The sequence below is a fragment of the Streptomyces sp. NPDC041713 genome (assembly GCF_055591085.1).
This window is the reverse complement of the sequence record NZ_JBVIZY010000002.1, coordinates 636,145-655,215: the sequence shown is the minus strand read 5'-3', so window position 1 is coordinate 655,215 and position 19,071 is coordinate 636,145. Positions and strand designations below refer to the sequence as shown.

18 protein-coding genes are annotated in these 19,071 nt (G+C 71.3%); 12 read left to right on the top strand and 6 right to left on the bottom strand.

The genetic code is table 11. The features are described 5' to 3' along the window. Positions 1-325: 325 nt before the first annotated feature. On the top strand, positions 326-1,315 hold the full coding sequence (locus tag ACZ6CV_RS07815; RefSeq protein ID WP_362363671.1) for a malate dehydrogenase: 990 nt from the start codon (positions 326-328) through the stop codon (positions 1,313-1,315). A 120-nt stretch (positions 1,316-1,435) separates the two neighbouring features. On the opposite strand, the gene ACZ6CV_RS07810 is transcribed toward ACZ6CV_RS07815, so the two are convergent. Beyond that, on the bottom strand, positions 1,436-1,783 hold the full coding sequence (locus tag ACZ6CV_RS07810; protein WP_469250044.1) for a hypothetical protein: 348 nt from the start codon (positions 1,781-1,783) through the stop codon (positions 1,436-1,438). A 78-nt stretch (positions 1,784-1,861) separates the two neighbouring features. On the opposite strand from ACZ6CV_RS07810, the gene ACZ6CV_RS07805 reads away from it, so the two are divergent. The 7 genes from ACZ6CV_RS07805 to ACZ6CV_RS07775 all read left to right on the top strand — a co-directional run bounded on the left by ACZ6CV_RS07805 (position 1,862) and on the right by ACZ6CV_RS07775 (position 10,032). Next, complete coding sequence (locus tag ACZ6CV_RS07805; protein WP_355803673.1) at positions 1,862-2,107, top strand: helix-turn-helix transcriptional regulator; 246 nt, start codon at positions 1,862-1,864, stop codon at positions 2,105-2,107. Further along, positions 2,107-2,658: a hypothetical protein gene (locus tag ACZ6CV_RS07800; protein WP_469250043.1), complete on the top strand. Its 552-nt coding sequence runs from the start codon at positions 2,107-2,109 to the stop codon at positions 2,656-2,658. The genes ACZ6CV_RS07805 and ACZ6CV_RS07800 overlap by 1 nt, the downstream gene beginning before the upstream one ends. Positions 2,659-2,775: 117 nt before the next feature. After that, the gene (locus ACZ6CV_RS07795; RefSeq protein ID WP_362363680.1) at positions 2,776-4,305 is read left to right on the top strand and encodes an aldehyde dehydrogenase family protein; all 1,530 of its coding nucleotides are present in this window, start codon (positions 2,776-2,778) and stop codon (positions 4,303-4,305) included. Between the two features lie 127 nt (positions 4,306-4,432). After that, complete coding sequence (locus ACZ6CV_RS07790; protein WP_469250042.1) at positions 4,433-5,968, top strand: GMC family oxidoreductase; 1,536 nt, start codon at positions 4,433-4,435, stop codon at positions 5,966-5,968. Next, complete coding sequence (locus tag ACZ6CV_RS07785) at positions 5,965-7,089, top strand: quaternary amine ABC transporter ATP-binding protein (protein ID WP_469250041.1); 1,125 nt, start codon at positions 5,965-5,967, stop codon at positions 7,087-7,089. The genes ACZ6CV_RS07790 and ACZ6CV_RS07785 overlap by 4 nt, the downstream gene beginning before the upstream one ends. Next, positions 7,089-9,065 carry an ABC transporter permease gene (locus tag ACZ6CV_RS07780; RefSeq protein ID WP_469250040.1) on the top strand — a complete coding sequence of 659 codons (1,977 nt, stop codon included), beginning with the start codon at positions 7,089-7,091 and terminating at the stop codon, positions 9,063-9,065. The genes ACZ6CV_RS07785 and ACZ6CV_RS07780 overlap by 1 nt, the downstream gene beginning before the upstream one ends. A gap of 1 nt (position 9,066) precedes the next feature. Then, the gene (locus ACZ6CV_RS07775) at positions 9,067-10,032 is read left to right on the top strand and encodes an ABC transporter substrate-binding protein (RefSeq protein ID WP_469250039.1); all 966 of its coding nucleotides are present in this window, start codon (positions 9,067-9,069) and stop codon (positions 10,030-10,032) included. A 75-nt stretch (positions 10,033-10,107) separates the two neighbouring features. Here ACZ6CV_RS07775 and ACZ6CV_RS07770 read toward each other — a convergent pair whose 3' ends face one another. From ACZ6CV_RS07770 to ACZ6CV_RS07760, 3 genes are read right to left on the bottom strand one after another with little or no spacing between them, the layout of a single operon-like run. Then, positions 10,108-10,839 (bottom strand): isocitrate lyase/PEP mutase family protein, encoded by a 732-nt coding sequence (locus ACZ6CV_RS07770; protein ID WP_469250038.1) that lies wholly within the window; start codon positions 10,837-10,839, stop codon positions 10,108-10,110. Beyond that, positions 10,833-11,279 (bottom strand): carboxymuconolactone decarboxylase family protein, encoded by a 447-nt coding sequence (locus tag ACZ6CV_RS07765; RefSeq protein WP_469250037.1) that lies wholly within the window; start codon positions 11,277-11,279, stop codon positions 10,833-10,835. Before ACZ6CV_RS07765 ends, ACZ6CV_RS07770 begins: the two co-directional genes overlap by 7 nt. Further along, positions 11,276-11,833, bottom strand: coding sequence for a carboxymuconolactone decarboxylase family protein (locus ACZ6CV_RS07760; protein ID WP_469250036.1), 558 nt, complete (start codon positions 11,831-11,833; stop codon positions 11,276-11,278). The genes ACZ6CV_RS07765 and ACZ6CV_RS07760 overlap by 4 nt, the downstream gene beginning before the upstream one ends. Before the next feature lie 46 nt (positions 11,834-11,879). Here ACZ6CV_RS07760 and pdxR point away from each other — a divergent pair, with 46 nt between their 5' ends. Further along, positions 11,880-13,391: a MocR-like pyridoxine biosynthesis transcription factor PdxR gene (gene pdxR / locus ACZ6CV_RS07755; RefSeq protein ID WP_469250035.1), complete on the top strand. Its 1,512-nt coding sequence runs from the start codon at positions 11,880-11,882 to the stop codon at positions 13,389-13,391. Between the two features lie 417 nt (positions 13,392-13,808). On the opposite strand, the gene ACZ6CV_RS07750 is transcribed toward pdxR, so the two are convergent. Further along, positions 13,809-14,654, bottom strand: a complete 846-nt coding sequence (locus ACZ6CV_RS07750; protein ID WP_469250306.1) for a DMT family protein — start codon at positions 14,652-14,654, stop codon at positions 13,809-13,811. A 186-nt stretch (positions 14,655-14,840) separates the two neighbouring features. Between ACZ6CV_RS07750 and ACZ6CV_RS07745 the strand changes: the two genes are divergently transcribed. Beyond that, entirely contained in the window at positions 14,841-15,242 is a 402-nt protein-coding gene (locus tag ACZ6CV_RS07745) for a hypothetical protein (protein WP_469250034.1), read from the top strand. A gap of 34 nt (positions 15,243-15,276) precedes the next feature. Further along, positions 15,277-16,464 (top strand): glutathionylspermidine synthase family protein, encoded by a 1,188-nt coding sequence (locus ACZ6CV_RS07740; RefSeq protein ID WP_469250033.1) that lies wholly within the window; start codon positions 15,277-15,279, stop codon positions 16,462-16,464. 49 nt (positions 16,465-16,513) lie between these two features. On the opposite strand, the gene rocD is transcribed toward ACZ6CV_RS07740, so the two are convergent. Then, positions 16,514-17,821 carry an ornithine--oxo-acid transaminase gene (gene rocD / locus ACZ6CV_RS07735; RefSeq protein ID WP_469250305.1) on the bottom strand — a complete coding sequence of 436 codons (1,308 nt, stop codon included), beginning with the start codon at positions 17,819-17,821 and terminating at the stop codon, positions 16,514-16,516. Between the two features lie 200 nt (positions 17,822-18,021). Between rocD and trpS the strand changes: the two genes are divergently transcribed. Beyond that, positions 18,022-19,035 carry a tryptophan--tRNA ligase gene (gene trpS, locus ACZ6CV_RS07730; protein WP_469250032.1) on the top strand — a complete coding sequence of 338 codons (1,014 nt, stop codon included), beginning with the start codon at positions 18,022-18,024 and terminating at the stop codon, positions 19,033-19,035. The last annotated feature ends 36 nt before the right edge of the window (positions 19,036-19,071 follow it).

The window sequence follows — 19,071 nt, the reverse complement described above, 5'->3', positions numbered from 1 at the left end:
TGGCAGAAAGTTTTTGTGGGTGTGCATACGTGGGGGATCGGCGGGCAGGCGGACCGTACCCCCACGGGAGTGGTCACACCCCCCCCGGCGGCCGCCACGTTCTCCCCCCTACGTGGCGGCCGCCCCCCCCTTCTCGGCTGTGGGCCGGGACACAGTGGCCCGGGGGTCAGGGGTGGCCGGGGCGCGATAGCCTGGCGGCGGATCTCTCTTGATGCCAAGAGATCGATCATCGAGAGGCGATCGAGCGGTGTCGGCGGGGATCCAGGAACCAGGGGATCCACGGACGACAGGGACCCCCACCGCCAGCTGTCTTACGGAGATCGCCATGACCCGCACTCCCGTGAATGTCACCGTCACCGGCGCGGCCGGCCAGATCGGCTACGCGCTGCTCTTCCGCATCGCCTCGGGCCACCTGCTCGGCGCGGACGTGCCGGTCAATCTGCGACTGCTCGAGATCACGCCCGCCCTGAAGGCCGCCGAGGGCACCGCCATGGAGCTCGACGACTGCGCCTTCCCGCTGCTGAACTCGATCGAGATCAGCGACGACCCGAACGTCGCCTTCGACGGCGCCAACGTCGCGCTGCTCGTCGGCGCCCGCCCCCGTACCAAGGGCATGGAGCGCGGTGACCTCCTGGAGGCCAACGGCGGCATCTTCAAGCCGCAGGGCAAGGCCATCAACGACCACGCCGCGGACGACATCAAGGTCCTGGTGGTCGGCAACCCCGCCAACACCAACGCGCTGATCGCCCAGGCCGCCGCCCCGGACGTACCGGCCGAGCGCTTCACCGCCATGACCCGGCTCGACCACAACCGCGCGCTGTCGCAGCTGGCGAAGAAGACCGGGTCGTCCGTCGCCGACATCAAGCGGCTCACCATCTGGGGCAACCACTCGGCCACCCAGTACCCGGACATCTTCCACGCGGAGATCGCCGGCAAGAACGCCGCCGACGTCGTGGGCGACCAGTCCTGGCTCGCCGACGAGTTCATCCCGACCGTCGCCAAGCGCGGTGCCGCGATCATCGAGGCCCGTGGCGCCTCGTCGGCCGCCTCGGCCGCCAACGCCGCCATCGACCACGTCCACACCTGGGTCAACGGCACCGCCGCCGGCGACTGGACCTCCATGGGCATCCCCTCGGACGGTTCGTACGGCGTGCCGGAGGGGCTCATCTCCTCCTTCCCGGTCACCACGAAGGACGGCGCGTACGAGATCGTCCAGGGCCTGGACATCAACGAGTTCTCGCGCACCCGCATCGACGCGTCCGTGCAGGAGCTCACCGAGGAGCGCGAGGCCGTCCGCGGTCTCGGCCTCATCTGAGCCGACGCGCAGGCACACATCTGAGAGACCGCCCTCCGGCAGCCGTCAAGGCTGCCGGAGGGCGCTCTTGTTGGCGTACGACACGGAGGGGCGAGTCTCGGAGAGCCCGGGACCGGGCGGTCATGACCGAGAGGGCCCGTCCTCGCCCGCCCGCAGCGCCGCCGCCTCCTTGGACAGCTGTACCGCCGACGCCAGGCTCAGGCCCGGCTCGGCCTGGCGCAGGGCCTTGACCGCGTGGACGGAGTCGGCGGGGCCCGTGTGCCCGGCGGCGGCGAGCCGGCGCAGGGCCCAGCGGCCGCGTATCTCGGAGTCCGGGACGGCGGCCGTGCGGGCGAGGAGCGCCGCCGCGCGCTCGAGGCCGGGGCGGTCCCTCTCGTCGGCTGTCGCGAGCGCCTCGCGCAGCTCGTCCGCGACCGCGTCCGTGTCGCGCAGGGCGATCACCATCAGTTCCCGCTTGGTGCCGAACATGTCTTCCGCTCCCTGTCCTCGTGGCTCTTGGCGCCGGGGCCATTGCTGTCGTACTCACGAATGTAGTACTTCTTATATATGAGCGAGCAAGTGCACAACAGGCTGGCGATGGTGCGCGCCGAGCGGAAGGTGTCGCGGCAGAGCCTGGCCGAGGCGGTCGGGGTCCACTACCAGACCATCGGCTACATCGAGCGGGGGCAGTACAACCCGAGCCTGGATCTGGCCCTGAAGATCGCCCGGTTCTTCGGGCTGCCCGTCGAGGCCCTGTTCTCCCTGGAGCCCTTTCGCCCGCTCACGGATCAGGTCTACGGGAGGAAGCAGTGATGAGGGCCGAAGAACAGCGTCCGCCGACCGACTACGACCGGCGGATGCACCGGTTGATGAACCGCCGCGAGGCGGCCGCCTTCCACGCCACCGCCGCCCGCAGGCGGGCCATGGTCACGGTCCACGTGGCGCTGACCGCGGTGGCCGTCACCCTCTGGCTGTGCTCGCTCGTCGGCGACGCACGCTGGGCGACGTTCTCCATGCTGGGGCTGCTGCTGCCGTGGTGCTTCGTCACCGGCGTCATCAACAGCTCGACCCGTGGCCTGCTCGATCTGCGGGTGCGCGCGCTGGACGAGCGCCAGCGCGCGGAGCGCAGCCGCGTCGCGGCCACGGCCCAGCGGGTGATGCTGTGGCTGCTTCTCGCGGTCACCGTCGCGGCGGGCACCGCCACCCTGAAGGGCGTGGACGTCGACGGATTCCTCTTCCCCGTCCTGTTCGCCGTCTTCGTCGTCCACTGGCTGATGCCGCTGTGGGTGGCCGGGCTCTCGGCCGAGGACGAGCCGGCGGACGAGGCCTTCGACGAGTTCGCCGGTGCCGCCGACGCACGGTGACCCGCGCCCTCGTTCCCGCACGCACCGTGACACAGCGCACTTTCGGCCACAGGATGTGCATGGTTTCTCCGCCGGAGGGCAGGTGCACCCGGCTACCGCGAGTGACAGGCGGGGCATATGACAGGAACGGAAGGCAAACGGGACGTGTCCGCACAAAAGACCATTCATGTGGGCGGAGAGTGGCTTGCGGCCGCCTCCGGCGCCACCCGCGAGATCCTCGACCCCGCGGACGCCAAGCCGTTCGCCGTGATCGCCGAGGGCTCCACGGAGGACGTGGACGCCGCCGTCGCAGCCGCCCGCACGGCCTTCGACGAGGGCCCCTGGCCGGGCACGCCCGTCGCCGAGCGCGCCGCGCTGCTGCGCCGGGTCGCCGACCTCCTCGTACGCGACCGCGAGAAGATCGGGCTCCTGGAGAGCCGCGACGCGGGCAAGACCGTCGAGGAGGGCCGCGTCGACGTCGACTGCGTCGCCGACGCCTTCCGGTACTTCGCCGACCTGGTGATCGGCGAGGGCGCGGGCCGGGTCGTCGACGCCGGCTCCGAGGACATCCACAGCGTCGTCGTGCACGAGCCCGTCGGCGTCTGCTCGATGATCACGCCCTGGAACTACCCGCTGCTCCAGGCCAGCTGGAAGATCGCGCCCGCGCTCGCCGCCGGCAACACCTTCGTCATCAAGCCCAGCGAGATCACGCCGCTGACGACCGTCGCGCTCATCGAGCTCCTCGTCGAGGCCGGGCTGCCCGCCGGTGTCGCCAACATCGTCACCGGCCCCGGCCACACCGTCGGCGCCCGGCTCTCCGACCACCCCGACGTCGACCTGGTCTCCTTCACCGGCGGCCTCGTCTCCGGCACCAAGGTCGCCCAGGCCGCCGCGCTCGGCGTGAAGAAGGTCGCCCTCGAACTCGGCGGCAAGAACCCCAACGTCGTCTTCGCCGACGCCTGCGCCACCGAAGAGGGCTTCGACACCGCCGTCGACCAGGCGCTCAACGCCGCCTTCATCCACAGCGGGCAGGTCTGCTCCGCCGGTGGCCGCCTCATCATCGAGGAGTCCGTCCGCGAGCGCTTCGTGGCCGAACTCGCCCGCAGGGCCCGCAAGATCAAGCTCGGCCGCGGCACCGAGGACGGCGTCGAGTGCGGCCCCCTCGTCTCGCAGCAGCAGCGCGAGAAGACCGAGATGTACGTGGCCTCCGCCCTGGAGGAGGGCGCGGTGCTCCGCTCCGGCGGCAAGCGCCCCGAGCCGAGCGACGTGCGGCCCGCCGAGGGCTACTTCTACGAGCCGACCGTGCTCGACCAGTGCCACCGCGAGATGCGGGTCGTGCGCGAAGAGGTCTTCGGCCCGGTGCTGAGCGTGGAGACCTTCCGTACCGAGGACGAGGCCGTCGCCCTCGCCAACGACACCGAGTACGGCCTCGCCGGCGCCGTGTGGACCAGCGACCAGGGCCGCGCCGCCCGGATGGCCCGCCGGATGCGCCACGGCACCATCTGGATCAACGACTTCCACCCCTACCTGCCGCAGGCGGAGTGGGGCGGCTTCGGCAAGAGCGGTGTCGGGCGCGAGCTCGGGCCCGCGGGTCTCGCCGAGTACCGCGAGTCCAAGCACATCTACCAGAACCTGGCGCCGCAGCCGGTGCGCTGGTTCGCGGGCTGACACAGCCGGCACTCACGAAGGACGCGCGGGGCGGGAAGTCCGCCCCGCGCGCAACACGTTCAAGCGCCCCCCGCTCATTACGCGCAAGCACCTTGGCACGACCTCGCAGGAAGAGGAGCACGTACGCATGTCTGACCAGACCGAGTTCGACTACGTCATCGTCGGCGGCGGCACCGCAGGATCGGTGATCGCGTCCCGTCTCACCGAGAACCCCGACGTCACCGTCGCCGTCATCGAGGGCGGCCCCAGCGACATCGGCCGAGAGGACGTCCTCACGCTGCGCAAGTGGCTCGGCCTGCTCGGCGGCGAGCTGGACTACGAGTACACGACCACCGAGCAGCCGCGCGGCAACTCGCACATCCTGCACAGCCGCGCCAAGGTCCTCGGCGGCTGCTCGTCGCACAACACCCTCATCTCCTTCAAGCCGCTGCCGTCCGACTGGGACGAGTGGGAGGCGGCCGGCGCCACCGGCTGGAACGCCAAGGCGATGGACCCCTACTTCGGCAAGCTGCGCAACAACATCGTGCGCGTCGCCAAGAAGGACCAGAACCAGATCGCCACCGACTGGGTCGAGGCGACGAAGACCGCACTGGGCGTCCCCGAGGTCATCGGCTTCAACGACAAGCCCTTCGACGAGGGCGTCGGCTTCTTCGACCTCTCGTACCACCCGGAGAACAACAAGCGCTCCTCCGCCTCGGTCGCCTATCTGCACCCCCACATGGAGGCCGGCGACCGCCCGAACCTCCACCTCTTCCTGGAGACCTGGGCCACCAAGCTGGAGCTGGACGGCAAGACCGCCCGCGGGGTGCACATCCGCACCAAGGACGGCGTCGAGAAGCTGTTCACCGCCCGCCGCGAGGTCCTCGTCTGCGCCGGCGCCGTCGACACGCCGCGGCTGCTCATGCACTCCGGCATCGGCCCGAAGAAGGACCTCGAAGCCCTCGGCATCCCGGTCGTCCACGACCTGCCGGGCGTCGGCGAGAACCTCATCGACCACCCCGAGTCGGTCATCGTCTGGGAGACCAACGGGCCGATCCCCGGCAACTCCGCGATGGACTCCGACGCCGGCCTGTTCGTGAAGCGGGACCCGGACCACAAGGGCCCGGACCTGATGTTCCACTTCTACCAGATTCCGTTCACGGACAACCCGGAGCGCCTCGGCTACGAGCGCCCCGAGCACGGCGTCTCGATGACCCCGAACATCCCCAAGTCCCGCTCCCGCGGCCGCCTCTACCTGACGTCGGCGGACCCCGAGGTGAAGCCCGCCCTGGACTTCAAGTACTTCGAGGACGAGGGCGACTACGACGGGCAGACCCTCGTCGACGGCATCAAGCTGGCCCGCCAGGTCGCCGAGGCCGAGCCGTTCAGGAAGTGGCTCAAGCGCGAGGTCTTCCCCGGTCCCGACGTCACCGACGACGCCGAGATCAGCGAACTCGTCCGCAAGGCCGCACACACCGTCTACCACCCGGCCGGCACCTGCCGAATGGGCGCTTCCACTGATGAACTCGCCGTGGTCGACCCGGAGTTGAAGATCCGCGGCCTGGCAGGAATCCGTATCGCGGACGCATCCGTCTTCCCGACGATGCCCGCCGTGAACCCGATGATCGGAGTACTCATGGTCGGGGAGAAATGTGCCGAGATCCTTGGTGGTGACGGCCGATGAGCGAGGCCACCGTGACCAGCACGGACAAGACGACCGAAGCGAGCGGGGCGGCCGACGGGCCCGTCTTCGCCGTCCGCAACCTCTGGAAGGTCTTCGGACCCGGCGCCGAGCGAATACCCGGCAACACCGAGGTGCACGACCTCGGCCCCGCCGAACTGCGCGAGCGCACCGGCTGCACCGCCGCCGTGCGCGACGTCTCCTTCGACGTCAGGAAGGGTGAGGTCTTCGTCGTCATGGGCCTGTCGGGCTCCGGCAAGTCCACCCTCGTGCGCTGCCTCACCCGGCTCATCGAGCCCACCTCCGGCAGCCTCGCCATCGACGGCGAGGACGTCCTCGCCATGGACAAGGCCCGCCTGCGCGAACTGCGCCGCCACCGCGCCGCCATGGTCTTCCAGCACTTCGGCCTGCTGCCGCACCGCTCGGTCCTCGACAACGTCGCGTACGGCCTGGAGATCCAGGGCGTCGCCAAGGCCGAGCGCCGCGCCAAGGCCCTCGACGTCGTCAAGAAGGTCGGCCTCGAAGGGCTCGAACAGCGCAAGCCCGGCCAGCTCTCCGGCGGCCAGCAGCAGCGCGTCGGCCTCGCCCGCGCCCTCGCCGTCGACCCCGAGGTCCTCCTCTTCGACGAGCCGTTCAGTGCCCTCGACCCGCTGATCCGCCGTGACATGCAGGAAGAGATCTGCCGCCTGCACGACGAAGAGGGCCGCACGATGGTCTTCATCACCCACGACCTCAGCGAGGCCCTCCGGGTCGGCGACCGCATCGCCCTGATGCGCGACGGCCGCGTCGTCCAGCTCGGCACCCCCGAGGAGATCGTCGGCTCCCCGGCCGACGACTACGTCCGCGACTTCGTCCGCGACGTGGTGCGCGCCGACGTGATGACCGTACGCAGCGCCATGCGCCCCGCCGACGGCGACGAGGAGACCCGCGGCGCCGCCCTCGCACCCGACGCCAAGGTCTCCGAGGCCATCGAGGCCGTCGCCCGCACCGGCTTCCCGGTGCGCGTGATGGACGGCAAGCGCTGCCTGGGCGTGGTGGACCACGCCGGGCTGCTCGCCGTGGTCGCGGGGACCTCGGCCCCCGCGCCGGACACGGCCCCCGGCCCGGGCGAGGTGGTCGTCTGATGGCCACCGCCACCGCCTCGGGACCCGTACGAGATACGGGAATCGGCGCGCTCCTGCGCCACCGCGCCGTCGGCAAGCTCCTGCTGCTCGCCGTCGCTGCGGCCGTCATCGTGCCGATCGTCAACGCCAAGTGGGCCTCCGGCGCCTGGCCCGACGCGCTCACCGTCGACCTGACCGGGCCGCTCGGCAGGACCACCGACTGGATCATCGACAACCGCGACAGCCACCCGCTGTTCATCTACTTCCTCGGGCACGTCAGCAACGCCATCGTGCTCTCCGTGCGCGGCGTCTACCTCGTGCTCCTCGCGGCCGGCTGGGCCGGCGTGACCATCGGCGCCGGGCTCGTCGCCTGGCGGGTGGCGGGCGTCAAGCTCGCCGTCATGGCCTCCGCCGCGTTCGCCGTGTGCGGTCTGCTCGGCATGTGGGTGCCGACCATGCAGACGCTCGCGCTGATGATCGTCGCCGTCCTCGTCTCGGTCGTGATCGGGCTGCTGCTCGGCCTCGCCGGCGGCCTCAACGACCGGATCTTCCGGATCCTGCGGCCGGTCCTCGACACCATGCAGGTGCTGCCCGCGTACGCGTACCTGCTGCCGTTCGCGCTCGTCTTCGGCATGGGCGTGCCGGCTGCCATCATCGCCACCGTCGTCTACGCCGCCCCGCCGATGGCCCGGCTCACCGCGCTCGGCCTGCGCGGCGCCGACGGCGGCGTGATGGAGGCGGTGACCTCGCTCGGCGCGACCGGCAGGCAGCGGCTGTTCTCCGCGCGCTTCCCGCTCGCCGCCAAGCAGCTCCTGCTCGGCCTCAACCAGACGATCATGATGGCGCTGTCCATGGCCGTCATCGCCTCGGTGATCGGCGCCGGCGGCCTCGGCGACCGCGTCTACCAGGCGCTCTCCACCGTCGACGTCGGCCAGGCGCTCGCCGCCGGCATCCCGATCGTGCTGCTCGCCGTGGTCCTCGACCGGGTCACCGGCGCCGCCGGCGAACACGCCGGGGCCGGCGCCGAGGACACCTCCGCGCTGCGCGGCTGGCGCGGCTGGTCCGTCGCCGCCGCGGGCACCGTCGTCGTCGCGCTCGCCGCGCGCTTCGCGGACCGCGTGGACTGGCCGACCGGCTGGGTCGTCAACATCGCCCCCTCGGTGAACACCGCCAAGGAGTGGATGGTCGACCACATCTACACCGGCGTGCCCGTCGTCGGCGGCACCGCCGACTGGGCCTCGCACTTCACCACCTGGGTCCTCAACCCGGTCAGGGACGGCCTGCAGGGCCTGCCCTGGTGGTCGGTCCTCCTCGTGGTCGCCGCGCTCGCCTGGCTGATCGGCACCTGGCAGACCGCGCTCACCGCCGTCGCCGCGATGGCCGCGATCGGCGTGCTCGGCGTCTGGGACAAGTCCCTCGACACCCTCGCCCAGGTCCTCGCCGGCGTCGCCGTGACGCTGGTCCTCGGCTTCGCGACCGGCATCGCGGCCGCCCGCAGCGGGCGCTTCGAACGCCTGCTCAGGCCGGTGCTCGACGTCTTCCAGACGATGCCGCAGTTCGTCTACCTGATCCCGGTCGTCGCCCTCTTCGGCATCGGCCGCGCCCCCGCGGTCGCCGCGGCGGTCGTCTACGCGCTGCCCGCCGTCGTCCGCATCACCACACAGGGCCTGAACCAGGTCGACGCCGCCGCGATGGAGTCCTCGCGCTCGCTCGGCGCCTCCAGCTGGCAGCAGCTGCGCAAGGTCCAGCTGCCGCTGGCCCGCCCCGCGCTCATGCTCGCCCTCAACCAGGGCGTCGTCCTGGTCCTCGCCGTCGTCGTCATCGGCGGCCTGGTCGGCGGTGGCGCGCTCGGCTACGACGTCGTGTTCGGCATCGCCCAGGGCGACCTGGCGACCGGCCTGGTGGCCGGTGCCGCGATCGTCTGCCTCGGCCTGATGCTCGACCGCGTCACGCAGCCCACGGAACGCCGGCCCCGCCGCGCGAAGAAGGGAGCCTGACATGCGCGTTCGTACGCGTGTCCTGAGCGCCGTCACGGCCGGCGGCGCGCTGCTCGCGCTCTCCGGCTGCGGCGCCGCCGACATGAGCAAGCAGGCGTCTCCGTACGCGAACGCCGAGGGCGCCAAGACGGTGACCCTCTCCGTCCAGTCCTGGGTCGGCGCGCAGGCGGACGTCGCCGTCGCCGAGTACCTGCTCAAGAACGAGCTGGGCTACCGCGTCGACAAGGTCCAGATCGACGAGGTGCCCGCCTGGGACGCCCTCAGCCAGGGCCGCGTCGATGCGATCATGGAGGACTGGGGCCACCCGGACCAGGAGCAGCGGTACGTCAAGGAGAAGAAGACGATCGTCCCCGGCGGCGACGTCGGCGTGACCGGGCACATCGGCTGGTACGTCCCGACGTACTTCGCCAAGAAGCACCCGGACGTCACCAACTGGAAGAACCTCAACAAGTACGCGAAGCAGCTGCGGACGTCCGAGAGCGGCGACAAGGGCCAGCTCATGGACGGTTCCCCGTCGTACGTGACGAACGACAAGGCCCTGGTGCAGAACCTGGGCCTGGACTACCAGGTCGTCTTCGCGGGCTCCGAGGCGGCGCAGATCACCCAGATCGAGCAGTTCGCCAAGCAGCAAAAGCCGTTCCTCACCTACTGGTACAAGCCGCAGTGGCTGTTCGAGAAGGTGCCGATGACGGAGGTGAAGCTGCCGAAGTACAAGGAGGGCTGCGACGCCGACCCCGCCAAGATCAAGTGTGCCTACCCGCACACGCCGCTGCAGAAGTACTTCAACGCGGACTTCGCGAAGAACGGCGGCGACGCCGCGAAGTTCCTGAAGAACTTCAAGTGGTCGGAGGAGGACCAGAACGAGGTCTCCCTGATGATCGCGGACAAGAAGATGTCGCCGGACGACGCGGCGAAGAAGTGGATCGACGAGCACAGGTCGAGGTGGAAGGGGTGGCTGCCCAAGTAGGCGGCTTTCCCTGGCCGGGTGCCGGGTGCCGGGTGCCGGGTGCTCCGGTAAAGCGGGCACCCGGCACCTCCACGCCTACCTCAGCTGATCGGAGATGTCCCGCAGGGCCGCCATGGCCCGGTGCAGCAGCCCGGGACCGAACGTGATCCGCGTGGCACCGAGCTCCCCGAGCTCCCGCGGCGAGGGCCCGTCCGGCAGCGCCACCACGTTGATCGGCCCCTCGATCCCCGCCCGCAGCGCAGGGATCGCCTCGGCCGGGGCGAGGATCGGGTACACACAGTCCGCGCCCGCGGCCACGTACAGGCGGGCCCGCTCGACGGCCGCCGCCGGATCGGTGACGCCCCTGACGAACGTGTCCACCCGGGCGTTGACGAAGAGCCGGTCACCCGCCGCCTCCCGCACCTCCGCGAGGAACGCGGCCTGTTCGGCGGGGTCCTTGAGGGTCCCCGCCGGGCCGTGGCCGCCCACGGAGTCCTCCAGGTTGCAGCCGACCGCGCCCGTCTCCAGGAGCCGCTCCACCAGCTCCTTCGGGGCGATGCCGTAACCCGCCTCGATGTCCGCGGTCACGGGCACGGAGACCGACCGCACGATCCGCGTGATCGCCGCGAACATCTCCTCCGGCGGCACCTGCCCGTCCTCGTACCCGAGGGAGAGCGCGATGCCGGCGCTGGGCGTGGCGAGCGCCTCGTACCCCTTCTCCTCGAACACCCGGGCGCTCGCGGCGTCCCACGGGCCCGGCAGGACCAGCGGCCCGTCGGCCGCCGACCGCTGGTGCAGGGCGCGCAGTGTGTCGACGTGGTTCACCATGCCGGGCCTCCGGGTGCGATGCGGCGGCTGACCATCAGCCGGTTCCAGCTGTTGATGACGGCGATCACCCCGAGGAGATGGGCGAGCCGCCCCTCGTCGAAGTGTGCGGCCGCCCGCGCGTAGACGTCGTCGGGCACGAACTCCTCGGTGAGCACGGTGACCGCCTCCGTCAGCGCCAGAGCGGCGCGCTCCCGCTCACTGTAGAGCTCGCCCGCCTCTTCCCAGGCGTTGAGGAGGGCGATGCGCTTGGGGTTCTCGCCGTTCTTCAGGGCGACGTCCACGTGCATGTCGAGGCAGAACGCGCAGGCGTTGATCTGTGAGGCCCGCATCATCACGAGTTCGGCGAGCACGGGATCGCCGAGCCCCTTCTTGGCGGCGGCGCTGAGGGCGCTCATCGCGGCGACGACGTCCTGGTCCAACCGCGTGGTGCGTACGTTCACTTGGCGCTCTCCGCCTTGTAGTGACCCGGCACCTGTCGGGTGCTGACGCCGAAGCGGTTCCACGCGTTGATGACGGTGATCGCGGCGATGAGCTGGGTCAGCTCCGCCTCGTCGAAGTGCGCTGCGGCCCTCGCGTACACCTCGTCCGGCACGAAGCCGTCGGTGAGCACGGTGATCGCCTCGGTCAGCTCGATCGCGGCGACCTCCTTGGCCGTGTAGAAGTGCTGCGACTCCTCCCAGGCGCTGAGCTGGATGATGCGCTCGACGCTCTCGCCCGCGGCGAGGGCGTCCTTGGTGTGCATGTCGAGGCAGAGCGCGCACCGGTTGAGCTGCGAGGCGCGGATCTTGACGAGCTCGCCGATCACCGGGTCGAGTCCCTTACGGGCGGCCGCGTCGAGCTTGATCATGGCCTTGAACACCTCGGGCGCGTGCCGGCTCCAGTCGAGGCGGGCGGTGTGCTCGTGGACGTGGGCGCTGGTGGTGTGGGCGCCGGTGGTGTCGGCCTGGCCGGCCGGGTTGCTGGTCTGTTCGGTGGTGGTCGGGTTCGTCGTCATGCTTCGACCCTACGGAAGGGGTAGCCCACGGGTATGGTCCATTTCCATGGGAGAAACGTGGGCCACTTCTGCGGACGTCGGCGGGAGTGGGGACGCCGATACGGGCGGCACGGGCGGCACCGGAGGCGGTGTCCTGGGCGTCGACCTCCACCTGGAGACGGGCGGCGGCGCGTCCCGGCACGGGGTCCGCAAGGGCCTGACGGACGCGCTGCGGGAGGCGGTGCGTGGCGGCCGCCTGGCCCCCGGCACCCGGCTGCCGTCCTCCCGCTCCCTCGCCGCGGACCTGGGCGTCGCCCGCAACACGGTGGCGGACGCGTACGCCGACCTGGTCGCCGAGGGCTGGCTCACGGCGCGCCAGGGCTCGGGCACCCGGGTGGTCGAGCGCGCGATCGCCCCGCCGGCGCGGCCCGCGCGGCCCCGCAGGACGGGTGGGGCGCCGATGTACGACCTGGGTCCCGGCACGCCGGATCTCTCCACGTTCCCGCGCGCGGAGTGGCTCAAGGCGGTCCGCCGCGCGCTGGCCACGGCGCCGGCCGACGCACTCGGTTTCGCGGATCCGCGGGGGCGCGTCGAACTGCGCGCCGCCCTCGCCGACTACCTGGCGCGGGCCCGCGGCGTGCGCGCCGACCCGGACCGCATGATCATCACCGCGGGCTTCGTCCACGCCCTGTCGATCCTCGGCCGGGTCCTGAAGGCGCGCGGGCTGCCCGAGGTGGCCGTGGAGGCGTACGGCCTGGACCTCTACTGGAACCAGTTGCACCGGGCGGGCCTGCGCACGGTTCCGCTCGGCTTCGACGAGCGGGGCACGGACGTGGCGGGACTGGGCGTGGCGGGACCGGGCGTCGACGACGGCAGGCGTCGCGGGCCGGCGAAGGCGGTGCTGCTCACCCCGGCGCACCAGTTCCCGATGGGCGTGCCGCTCCACCCCGACCGGCGGGCGGCCGTCGTCGACTGGGCGCGGCGCGAGGGCGGGGTGATCCTGGAGGACGACTACGACGGGGAGTTCCGCTACGACCGCCAGCCCGTCGGCGCGCTCCAGGGCCTGGACCCCGAACGCGTCGTGTACTGCGGCACGGCCAGCAAGTCCCTCGCGCCCGGCCTGCGGCTCGGCTGGATGGTGCTGCCGTCGGGCCTGTGGGACGAGGTGCTCGCCGAGAAGGAGGCGGGGGGCGCGTCGTGCGGTGCGGTGGAGCAGTTGGCGCTGGCGGAGTTCATCACGTCCGGCGCGTACGACCGTCATGTGCGCGCCGCCCGCCTCCGCTACCGGCGCCGCCGCGACCAACTGGTGGCGGCGCTGGCGGCGCGGGCGCCGGAGGTGCGGGCCACGGGCATCGCGGCGGGCCTGCACGCGGTGCTCGAACTCCCGCCGGGCACCGAACGGTCGGTGGTCCAGGCGGCAGGCCGCCAACACCTGTCGCTCCACGGCCTGACGTCCTACCGCCACCCCCAGTCGGGCCTGCCGGGGGGCGGGGACGCGCTGGTGGTGGGCTACGGGACACCGGCGGAGCATGCGTGGGCGGGGGCGTTGGAGGCGTTGTGCCGGGTGCTGCCGGGGTGAGGGCGCTTGCGCGTGCAGCGGGGCTTCGCTCTGTGCGGTGGTGCGGGGAATTTCACGGGCGGCGGGCTGAGGGAAATCCAGCCCCTCCGGCGTTTGAGGAGCGGGGTCGGGGGCGGAGCCCCGTGGCGTGGGGCGGAGGGGCTCGCGGTTGAGGCGGGCTCTGGGGTTCCGCGTGTACGGTGCGCAAGTTCAGCCTCTCCGGCGCCGGTGAGGAATATCAGCCCCTCCGGCGTTTGAGGAGCGGGGTCCGGGGCGGAGCCCCTAGGCGTGCGGCGAAGGGGGTCCGCGTGCCGTGGAGTCCGGAGCCCCGGCTCGGGCGGTGACGGAAATTCAGCCCCTCCGGCGTTTGAGGAGCGGGGTCCGGGGCGGAGCCCCGAGGCGTGCGGCAAAGGGAACCCGCAGCTGACCCCACCGAGCTCAACCGGTGACCGCCCCCACACCGTCCCCAGACTCAGGCTCACCGAACCGTGCCAACGCCAACGCCCCCACCACCGCCACCGCGAAGCCCAGCACGGCGAGCCACTCCAGCCCCTCGCGCGTACGGTCGCCCAGCCACACCACACCCACCAGCGCGGGACCGATCGTCTCGCCGATCACCAGGCCCGCCGTGGCCGTCGTCACCGAGCCCCGCTGCAACGCCGACGTGAGCAGCAGGAACGCCGCACCCCCACCCACAAGCAGCGCGTACGTCGCCGGATTGGTGAACAGCGCGCCCGGCGCCATGTCGTCGATGAGGCGTACGGTTACCTCCACCACTCCGAAACCGCACCCCGCCCCCAGGCCGAGCGCCAGCGCCCGCCCCCGTCCGGGCAGCCGCCCGGCCACCGCGCCGAGCAGCAGGACGGCGAAGGCGATGCCCAGCATCACGTACCGCAGGGTCGTCGAACCGGCGCGCTCGCCCTCGTCACCGGAGGCGAGCCCGAGCATCGCGAGCCCCGCGCAGACGACGGCCACGGCACCCCACTCCACGCCGCTGAGCCGTACCCGCAGCAGCCGGGCCGCCACCACCGCCGTGACGGCGAGGCTCGCGGCGAGCGCCGCGCCCACCGCGTAGATGGGGATGGTCCGCAACGCCACGATCTGCAGCAGGAATCCGAGCCCGTCGAGGCCGAGCCCCACGAGGTAGCGCCACTGGCGCAGGGCGCGCAGCAGCAGCGCCGCGTCGACACCGGAGCCGGTGCCGGGCGCGGTGGCCCGCGTACCGACCGCCTGAAAGACCGAGGCCGTGCCGAAGCAGACCGCTGAACCGAGAGCGCAAATCATCCCAAGAGACACGAAGTGACTGTAGAGGACGCGGAGTAGGCGCGATTCGCGGGGGAACCAGGGGGGAGGCGGCTGGCCCGGACGGCCGAGCCTTACCTACGCTGATCGCGCACGCGGCGAACACGGCCCGGCAACGCCCGGCGAAACCGGACGGGCAAAACTGGACAACGGGGGAGCGGAAACACCATGGCACAGAAGCAACCACGACGGCTGCGGTCGAGCACGGTCGTGCTCGGCAGCATGGGCGTCCTCGCGGCGGCCCTGACCTCCTGCGGCTCGGACCCCGACCGCCGGTGCGTGGACCGCGACAGCTACGACTACACCAAGGGCTACCGCGTCGTCAGCGACAGCAAGTGCAAGTCCGGCGCCTCGGGTTCGTCCGGCGCGTCCTCCGGCAAGTCCCGCAAGGGTTCCCACGGCACCGGAACCGGAACCGGAACCGGCAAATCGTCGGGCCGCGCCGACGCCGCCTGGTACTACGACGCCGACGTCGACGGGCGCTACGCGGACGACGGCACCTTCAGCCGCAGCGAGGCCGTCGACCGGGACGGCTTCGGCTGCTCGGGCAGCGGCAGCGGCGGCGGCTGAGCGGCCGGCCCGACCCGGACACGACACACACGCCATGGAACGCCACACCATAGACCCGCGCCCCGGCTGGCAGCAGACCGTCGAGGACCAGGGGCTCATCTACCCCCTCACGCGCTACCCCGACGACACCCTGCGCCCCTACTGGGACGAGAGCGCCTACTACGTCTTCTCGCTCCCCGAGGTGGAGGCCCTGGAGGAGGTCGTCGAGGAGCTGCACGCGATGTGCCTGGCCGCCGCCGCGCACCTCGTCGAGCACGACCGCCTCGCCGACCTCGGCATCACCGACCCGCGGGTGGCCGACGCCGTCACCGAGGCCTGGCACCGCCGGGCCGAACTCCCGTCCCTGTACGGCCGTTTCGACCTGCGGTACGACGGCACGGGCCCGGCGAAGATGCTGGAGTACAACGCCGACACCCCCACCTCCCTCGTCGAGGCCGCGAGCCCGCAGTGGTTCTGGATGGAGGAGCGCTTCCCCGGCGCCGACCAGTGGAACTCCCTGCACGAGCGCCTCGTCGACGCCTGGAGGAAGCAGGCCGAGCTCCTGCCGCCCGGCGGCCCGCTGTACTTCGCGCACTCCGCGGCCGACGAGCTCGGCGAGGACCTGATGACGGTCGCGTACCTGCGGGAGACGGCCGAACAGGCGGGCCTCGCCGCGGAGTCGATCTCCATGGAGGACATCGGCTGGGACCGGCTCTCGCGCCGGTTCGTCGACAAGAAGCTCCGCTTCATGCGCAGTTGCTTCAAGCTCTACCCGTGGGAGTGGCTGACCACCGACCGCTTCGCCCCGCACGTCCTGGAGACCCTCGACAACGGCGGCGGCACCGGCTCGACCCTGTGGATCGAGCCCGCCTGGAAGATGCTGCTCTCCAACAAGGCGCTGCTCGCCGTGTTGTGGGAGCTGTATCCGGGCCACCCGAACCTCCTCCCCGCCTACCTGGACGGCCCCCGCGAGCTGGCCCGGGAACGCGGATACGTCGCCAAGCCGCTGCTCGGCCGCGAGGGCGCCGGAGTGACCGTGCACGAGCGGAAAACCGAGCCGCCCGCCCCCCGCCAAGAGGCGTGCTGCTACCAGGAGCTGGCCCCGCTCCCGGACTTCGACGGCAACCGGGTCGTGCTCGGCGCGTGGGTCGTCGAGGACGAGGCGGCCGGCCTCGGCATCCGGGAGTCGTCCGGCCTGATCACCGACGAGTACGCGCGGTTCGTACCGCACGTGATCCTGTGAGGCCGCACGACTCCCCGTACGGGCAACGACCCGGTCCCGGCGGAAACCCCTAGCTCAGCACGGCCCGCAACTGGTCCAGGCCCCAGTCCAGGTCCTCCTTGCTGATCACCAGCGGGGGAGCGATGCGGATCGTCGACCCGTGCGTGTCCTTGACGAGCACCCCCCGGTCCATCAGCTTCTGGGAGATCTCCCGTCCCGTGCCGTACGACGGCGCGATGTCGACGCCCGCCCACAGCCCGCGCCCCCGCACCTGCGTCACCTTGCCCGTACCGGTCAGCAGGCCCAGCTCCGCGTGCAGGTGCTCGCCCAGCTCCGTGGCCCGCTGCTGGAACTCGCCCGTCTCCAGCATGGCGACCACCTCGAGGCCCACCGCACAGGCGAGCGGATTGCCGCCGAACGTCGACCCGTGCTCGCCCGGCCTGAACACCCCGAGCACATCCGAGTCGGCGACCACCGCCGACACCGGCACCACGCCGCCCCCGAGCGCCTTGCCCAGCAGGTACACGTCCGGCACCACGCCCTCGTGCTCGCACGCGAACGTCCGCCCCGTCCTGCCGAGGCCGGACTGGATCTCGTCCGCGATGAACAGGACCCGGCGCTCCCGCGTCAGCTCCCTGACCGCCGGCAGATAGCCGGGCGGCGGGACCAGGACCCCGGCCTCGCCCTGGATCGGCTCCAGGAGCACGGCCACGGTGTCGTCGGTGACGGCGGCCCGCAGCGCCTCCAGATCGCCGTACGGCACGATGTCGAAGCCCGGCGTGTACGGTCCGTAGTCGGCCCGCGCCTCCTCGTCCGTGGAGAAGCTGACGATGGTCGTCGTCCGGCCGTGGAAGTTGTCCGCCGCGACCACGATCCTCGCCTGCCCGTCCGGCACGCCCTTGACCCGGTAGCCCCATTTCCGCGCGGTCTTCACGGCCGTCTCGACGGCCTCCGCGCCGGTGTTCATGGGCAGCACCATCTCCTTGCCGCACAGCGCGGCCAGGCGCGTACAGAACTCCGCGAACCGGTCGTGGTGGAAGGCACGCGACGTCAGCGTCACCCGGTCCAGCTGCGCCTTCGCGGCGTCGACGAGGCGGCGGTTGCCGTGCCCGAAATTGAGGGCCGAGTACCCGGCGAGCATGTCGAGGTAGCGGCGCCCCTCCACGTCGGTCATCCACGCGCCCTCGGCCGAGGCGACCACGACGGGCAGCGGATGGTAGTTGTGCGCGCTGTGCGCCTCGGCCGAGGCGATGAGCTGCTCGCTGGCCGTCCGGGAACTGTTCGTAGCGGAAGATGACGTACTCGACACGGCGGAAGATGACGTACTCGACACGGGGTCTCCGTTCGTCCTGCGGCTGGGGGCGGGTGTGGCGCCCATTCCTATCGTCGCTCGCATCGCGGACGAAGAAACCTGCCGAACCGGCGTGCCCGCCGGGGCGCCCCCGACAGCACGGTGACTGGCGCACGGGCCGGCGCCCGGGGAACGGACCCCGATCCCGCTCTGTTCGACTCCGTTCGGTTCTCACTCGTCACACACCTGTTTCCGAGCTATGAGAGTCACCTGAGAGAATGGACACCATGGCCTCTGAACGACCTCGTGTGCTCTCCGGAATCCAGCCCACCGCCGGCTCGTTCCACCTCGGCAATTACCTCGGCGCGGTCCGCCAGTGGGTGGCGCTGCAGGAGTCCCACGACGCCTTCTACATGGTGGTGGACCTGCACGCGATCACGCTGCCGCAGGACCCCGCCGACCTGCGCGCCAACACCAGGCTCGCCGCCGCGCAGCTGCTCGCCGCCGGCCTCGACCCGGAGCGCTGCACGCTCTTCGTCCAGAGCCACGTCCCCGAGCACGCCCAGCTCGCCTGGGTGATGAACTGCCTCACCGGTTTCGGCGAGGCCTCGCGCATGACGCAGTTCAAGGACAAGTCCGCCAAGCAGGGCGCCGACCGCGCCTCCGTCGGCCTCTTCACGTACCCGGTCCTGCAGGTCGCCGACATCCTGCTGTACCAGGCCCACGAGGTCCCGGTCGGCGAGGACCAGCGTCAGCACATCGAGCTCACCCGTGACCTCGCCGAGCGTTTCAACGGCCGCTTCGGGGAGACCTTCACCGTGCCGTCGGCGTACATCCTCAAGGAGACGGCGAAGATCTACGACCTCCAGGACCCGTCGATCAAGATGAGCAAGTCGGCGTCCACGCCGAAGGGCCTCATCAACCTCCTCGACGAGCCCAAGGCCACCGCCAAGAAGGTCAAGAGCGCCGTCACCGACACCGACACCGTGATCCGCTACGACGTGGCCGAGAAGCCGGGTGTGAGCAACCTCCTGAGCATCTACTCCACGCTCACCGGAACCGGTATCGCGGAACTGGAGCAGAAGTACACCGGCAAGGGCTACGGTGCGCTGAAGACCGACCTCGCCGAGGTCATGGTCGAGTTCGTGACTCCCTTCCGGGACCGCACCCAGCAGTACCTGGACGACCCGGAGACGCTCGACTCGATCCTGGCCAAGGGGGCGGAGAAGGCCCGCGCCGTCGCCGCCGAGACCCTCGCCCAGGCGTACGACAAGGTGGGCTTCCTGCCCGCCAAGCACTGACCCGACGGACCGGACGAGCACACCGGCACCGCGCTG

What these genes read in the sequence shown, in the direction of transcription:
- ACZ6CV_RS07815 (WP_362363671.1), top strand. Translation starts at nt 326, where the DNA reads ATGACCCGCACTCCCGTGAATGTCACCGTCACCGGCGCGGCCGGCCAG.
- ACZ6CV_RS07810 (WP_469250044.1), bottom strand. Translation starts at nt 1,783, where the DNA reads ATGTTCGGCACCAAGCGGGAACTGATGGTGATCGCCCTGCGCGACACG.
- ACZ6CV_RS07805 (WP_355803673.1), top strand. Translation starts at nt 1,862, where the DNA reads ATGAGCGAGCAAGTGCACAACAGGCTGGCGATGGTGCGCGCCGAGCGG.
- ACZ6CV_RS07800 (WP_469250043.1), top strand. Translation starts at nt 2,107, where the DNA reads ATGAGGGCCGAAGAACAGCGTCCGCCGACCGACTACGACCGGCGGATG.
- ACZ6CV_RS07795 (WP_362363680.1), top strand. Translation starts at nt 2,776, where the DNA reads ATGACAGGAACGGAAGGCAAACGGGACGTGTCCGCACAAAAGACCATT.
- ACZ6CV_RS07790 (WP_469250042.1), top strand. Translation starts at nt 4,433, where the DNA reads ATGTCTGACCAGACCGAGTTCGACTACGTCATCGTCGGCGGCGGCACC.
- ACZ6CV_RS07785 (WP_469250041.1), top strand. Translation starts at nt 5,965, where the DNA reads ATGAGCGAGGCCACCGTGACCAGCACGGACAAGACGACCGAAGCGAGC.
- ACZ6CV_RS07780 (WP_469250040.1), top strand. Translation starts at nt 7,089, where the DNA reads ATGGCCACCGCCACCGCCTCGGGACCCGTACGAGATACGGGAATCGGC.
- ACZ6CV_RS07775 (WP_469250039.1), top strand. Translation starts at nt 9,067, where the DNA reads ATGCGCGTTCGTACGCGTGTCCTGAGCGCCGTCACGGCCGGCGGCGCG.
- ACZ6CV_RS07770 (WP_469250038.1), bottom strand. Translation starts at nt 10,839, where the DNA reads ATGGTGAACCACGTCGACACACTGCGCGCCCTGCACCAGCGGTCGGCG.
- ACZ6CV_RS07760 (WP_469250036.1), bottom strand. Translation starts at nt 11,833, where the DNA reads ATGACGACGAACCCGACCACCACCGAACAGACCAGCAACCCGGCCGGC.
- pdxR (WP_469250035.1), top strand. Translation starts at nt 11,880, where the DNA reads ATGGGAGAAACGTGGGCCACTTCTGCGGACGTCGGCGGGAGTGGGGAC.
- ACZ6CV_RS07750 (WP_469250306.1), bottom strand. Translation starts at nt 14,654, where the DNA reads ATGATTTGCGCTCTCGGTTCAGCGGTCTGCTTCGGCACGGCCTCGGTC.
- ACZ6CV_RS07745 (WP_469250034.1), top strand. Translation starts at nt 14,841, where the DNA reads ATGGCACAGAAGCAACCACGACGGCTGCGGTCGAGCACGGTCGTGCTC.
- ACZ6CV_RS07740 (WP_469250033.1), top strand. Translation starts at nt 15,277, where the DNA reads ATGGAACGCCACACCATAGACCCGCGCCCCGGCTGGCAGCAGACCGTC.
- rocD (WP_469250305.1), bottom strand. Translation starts at nt 17,821, where the DNA reads ATGGGCGCCACACCCGCCCCCAGCCGCAGGACGAACGGAGACCCCGTG.
- trpS (WP_469250032.1), top strand. Translation starts at nt 18,022, where the DNA reads ATGGCCTCTGAACGACCTCGTGTGCTCTCCGGAATCCAGCCCACCGCC.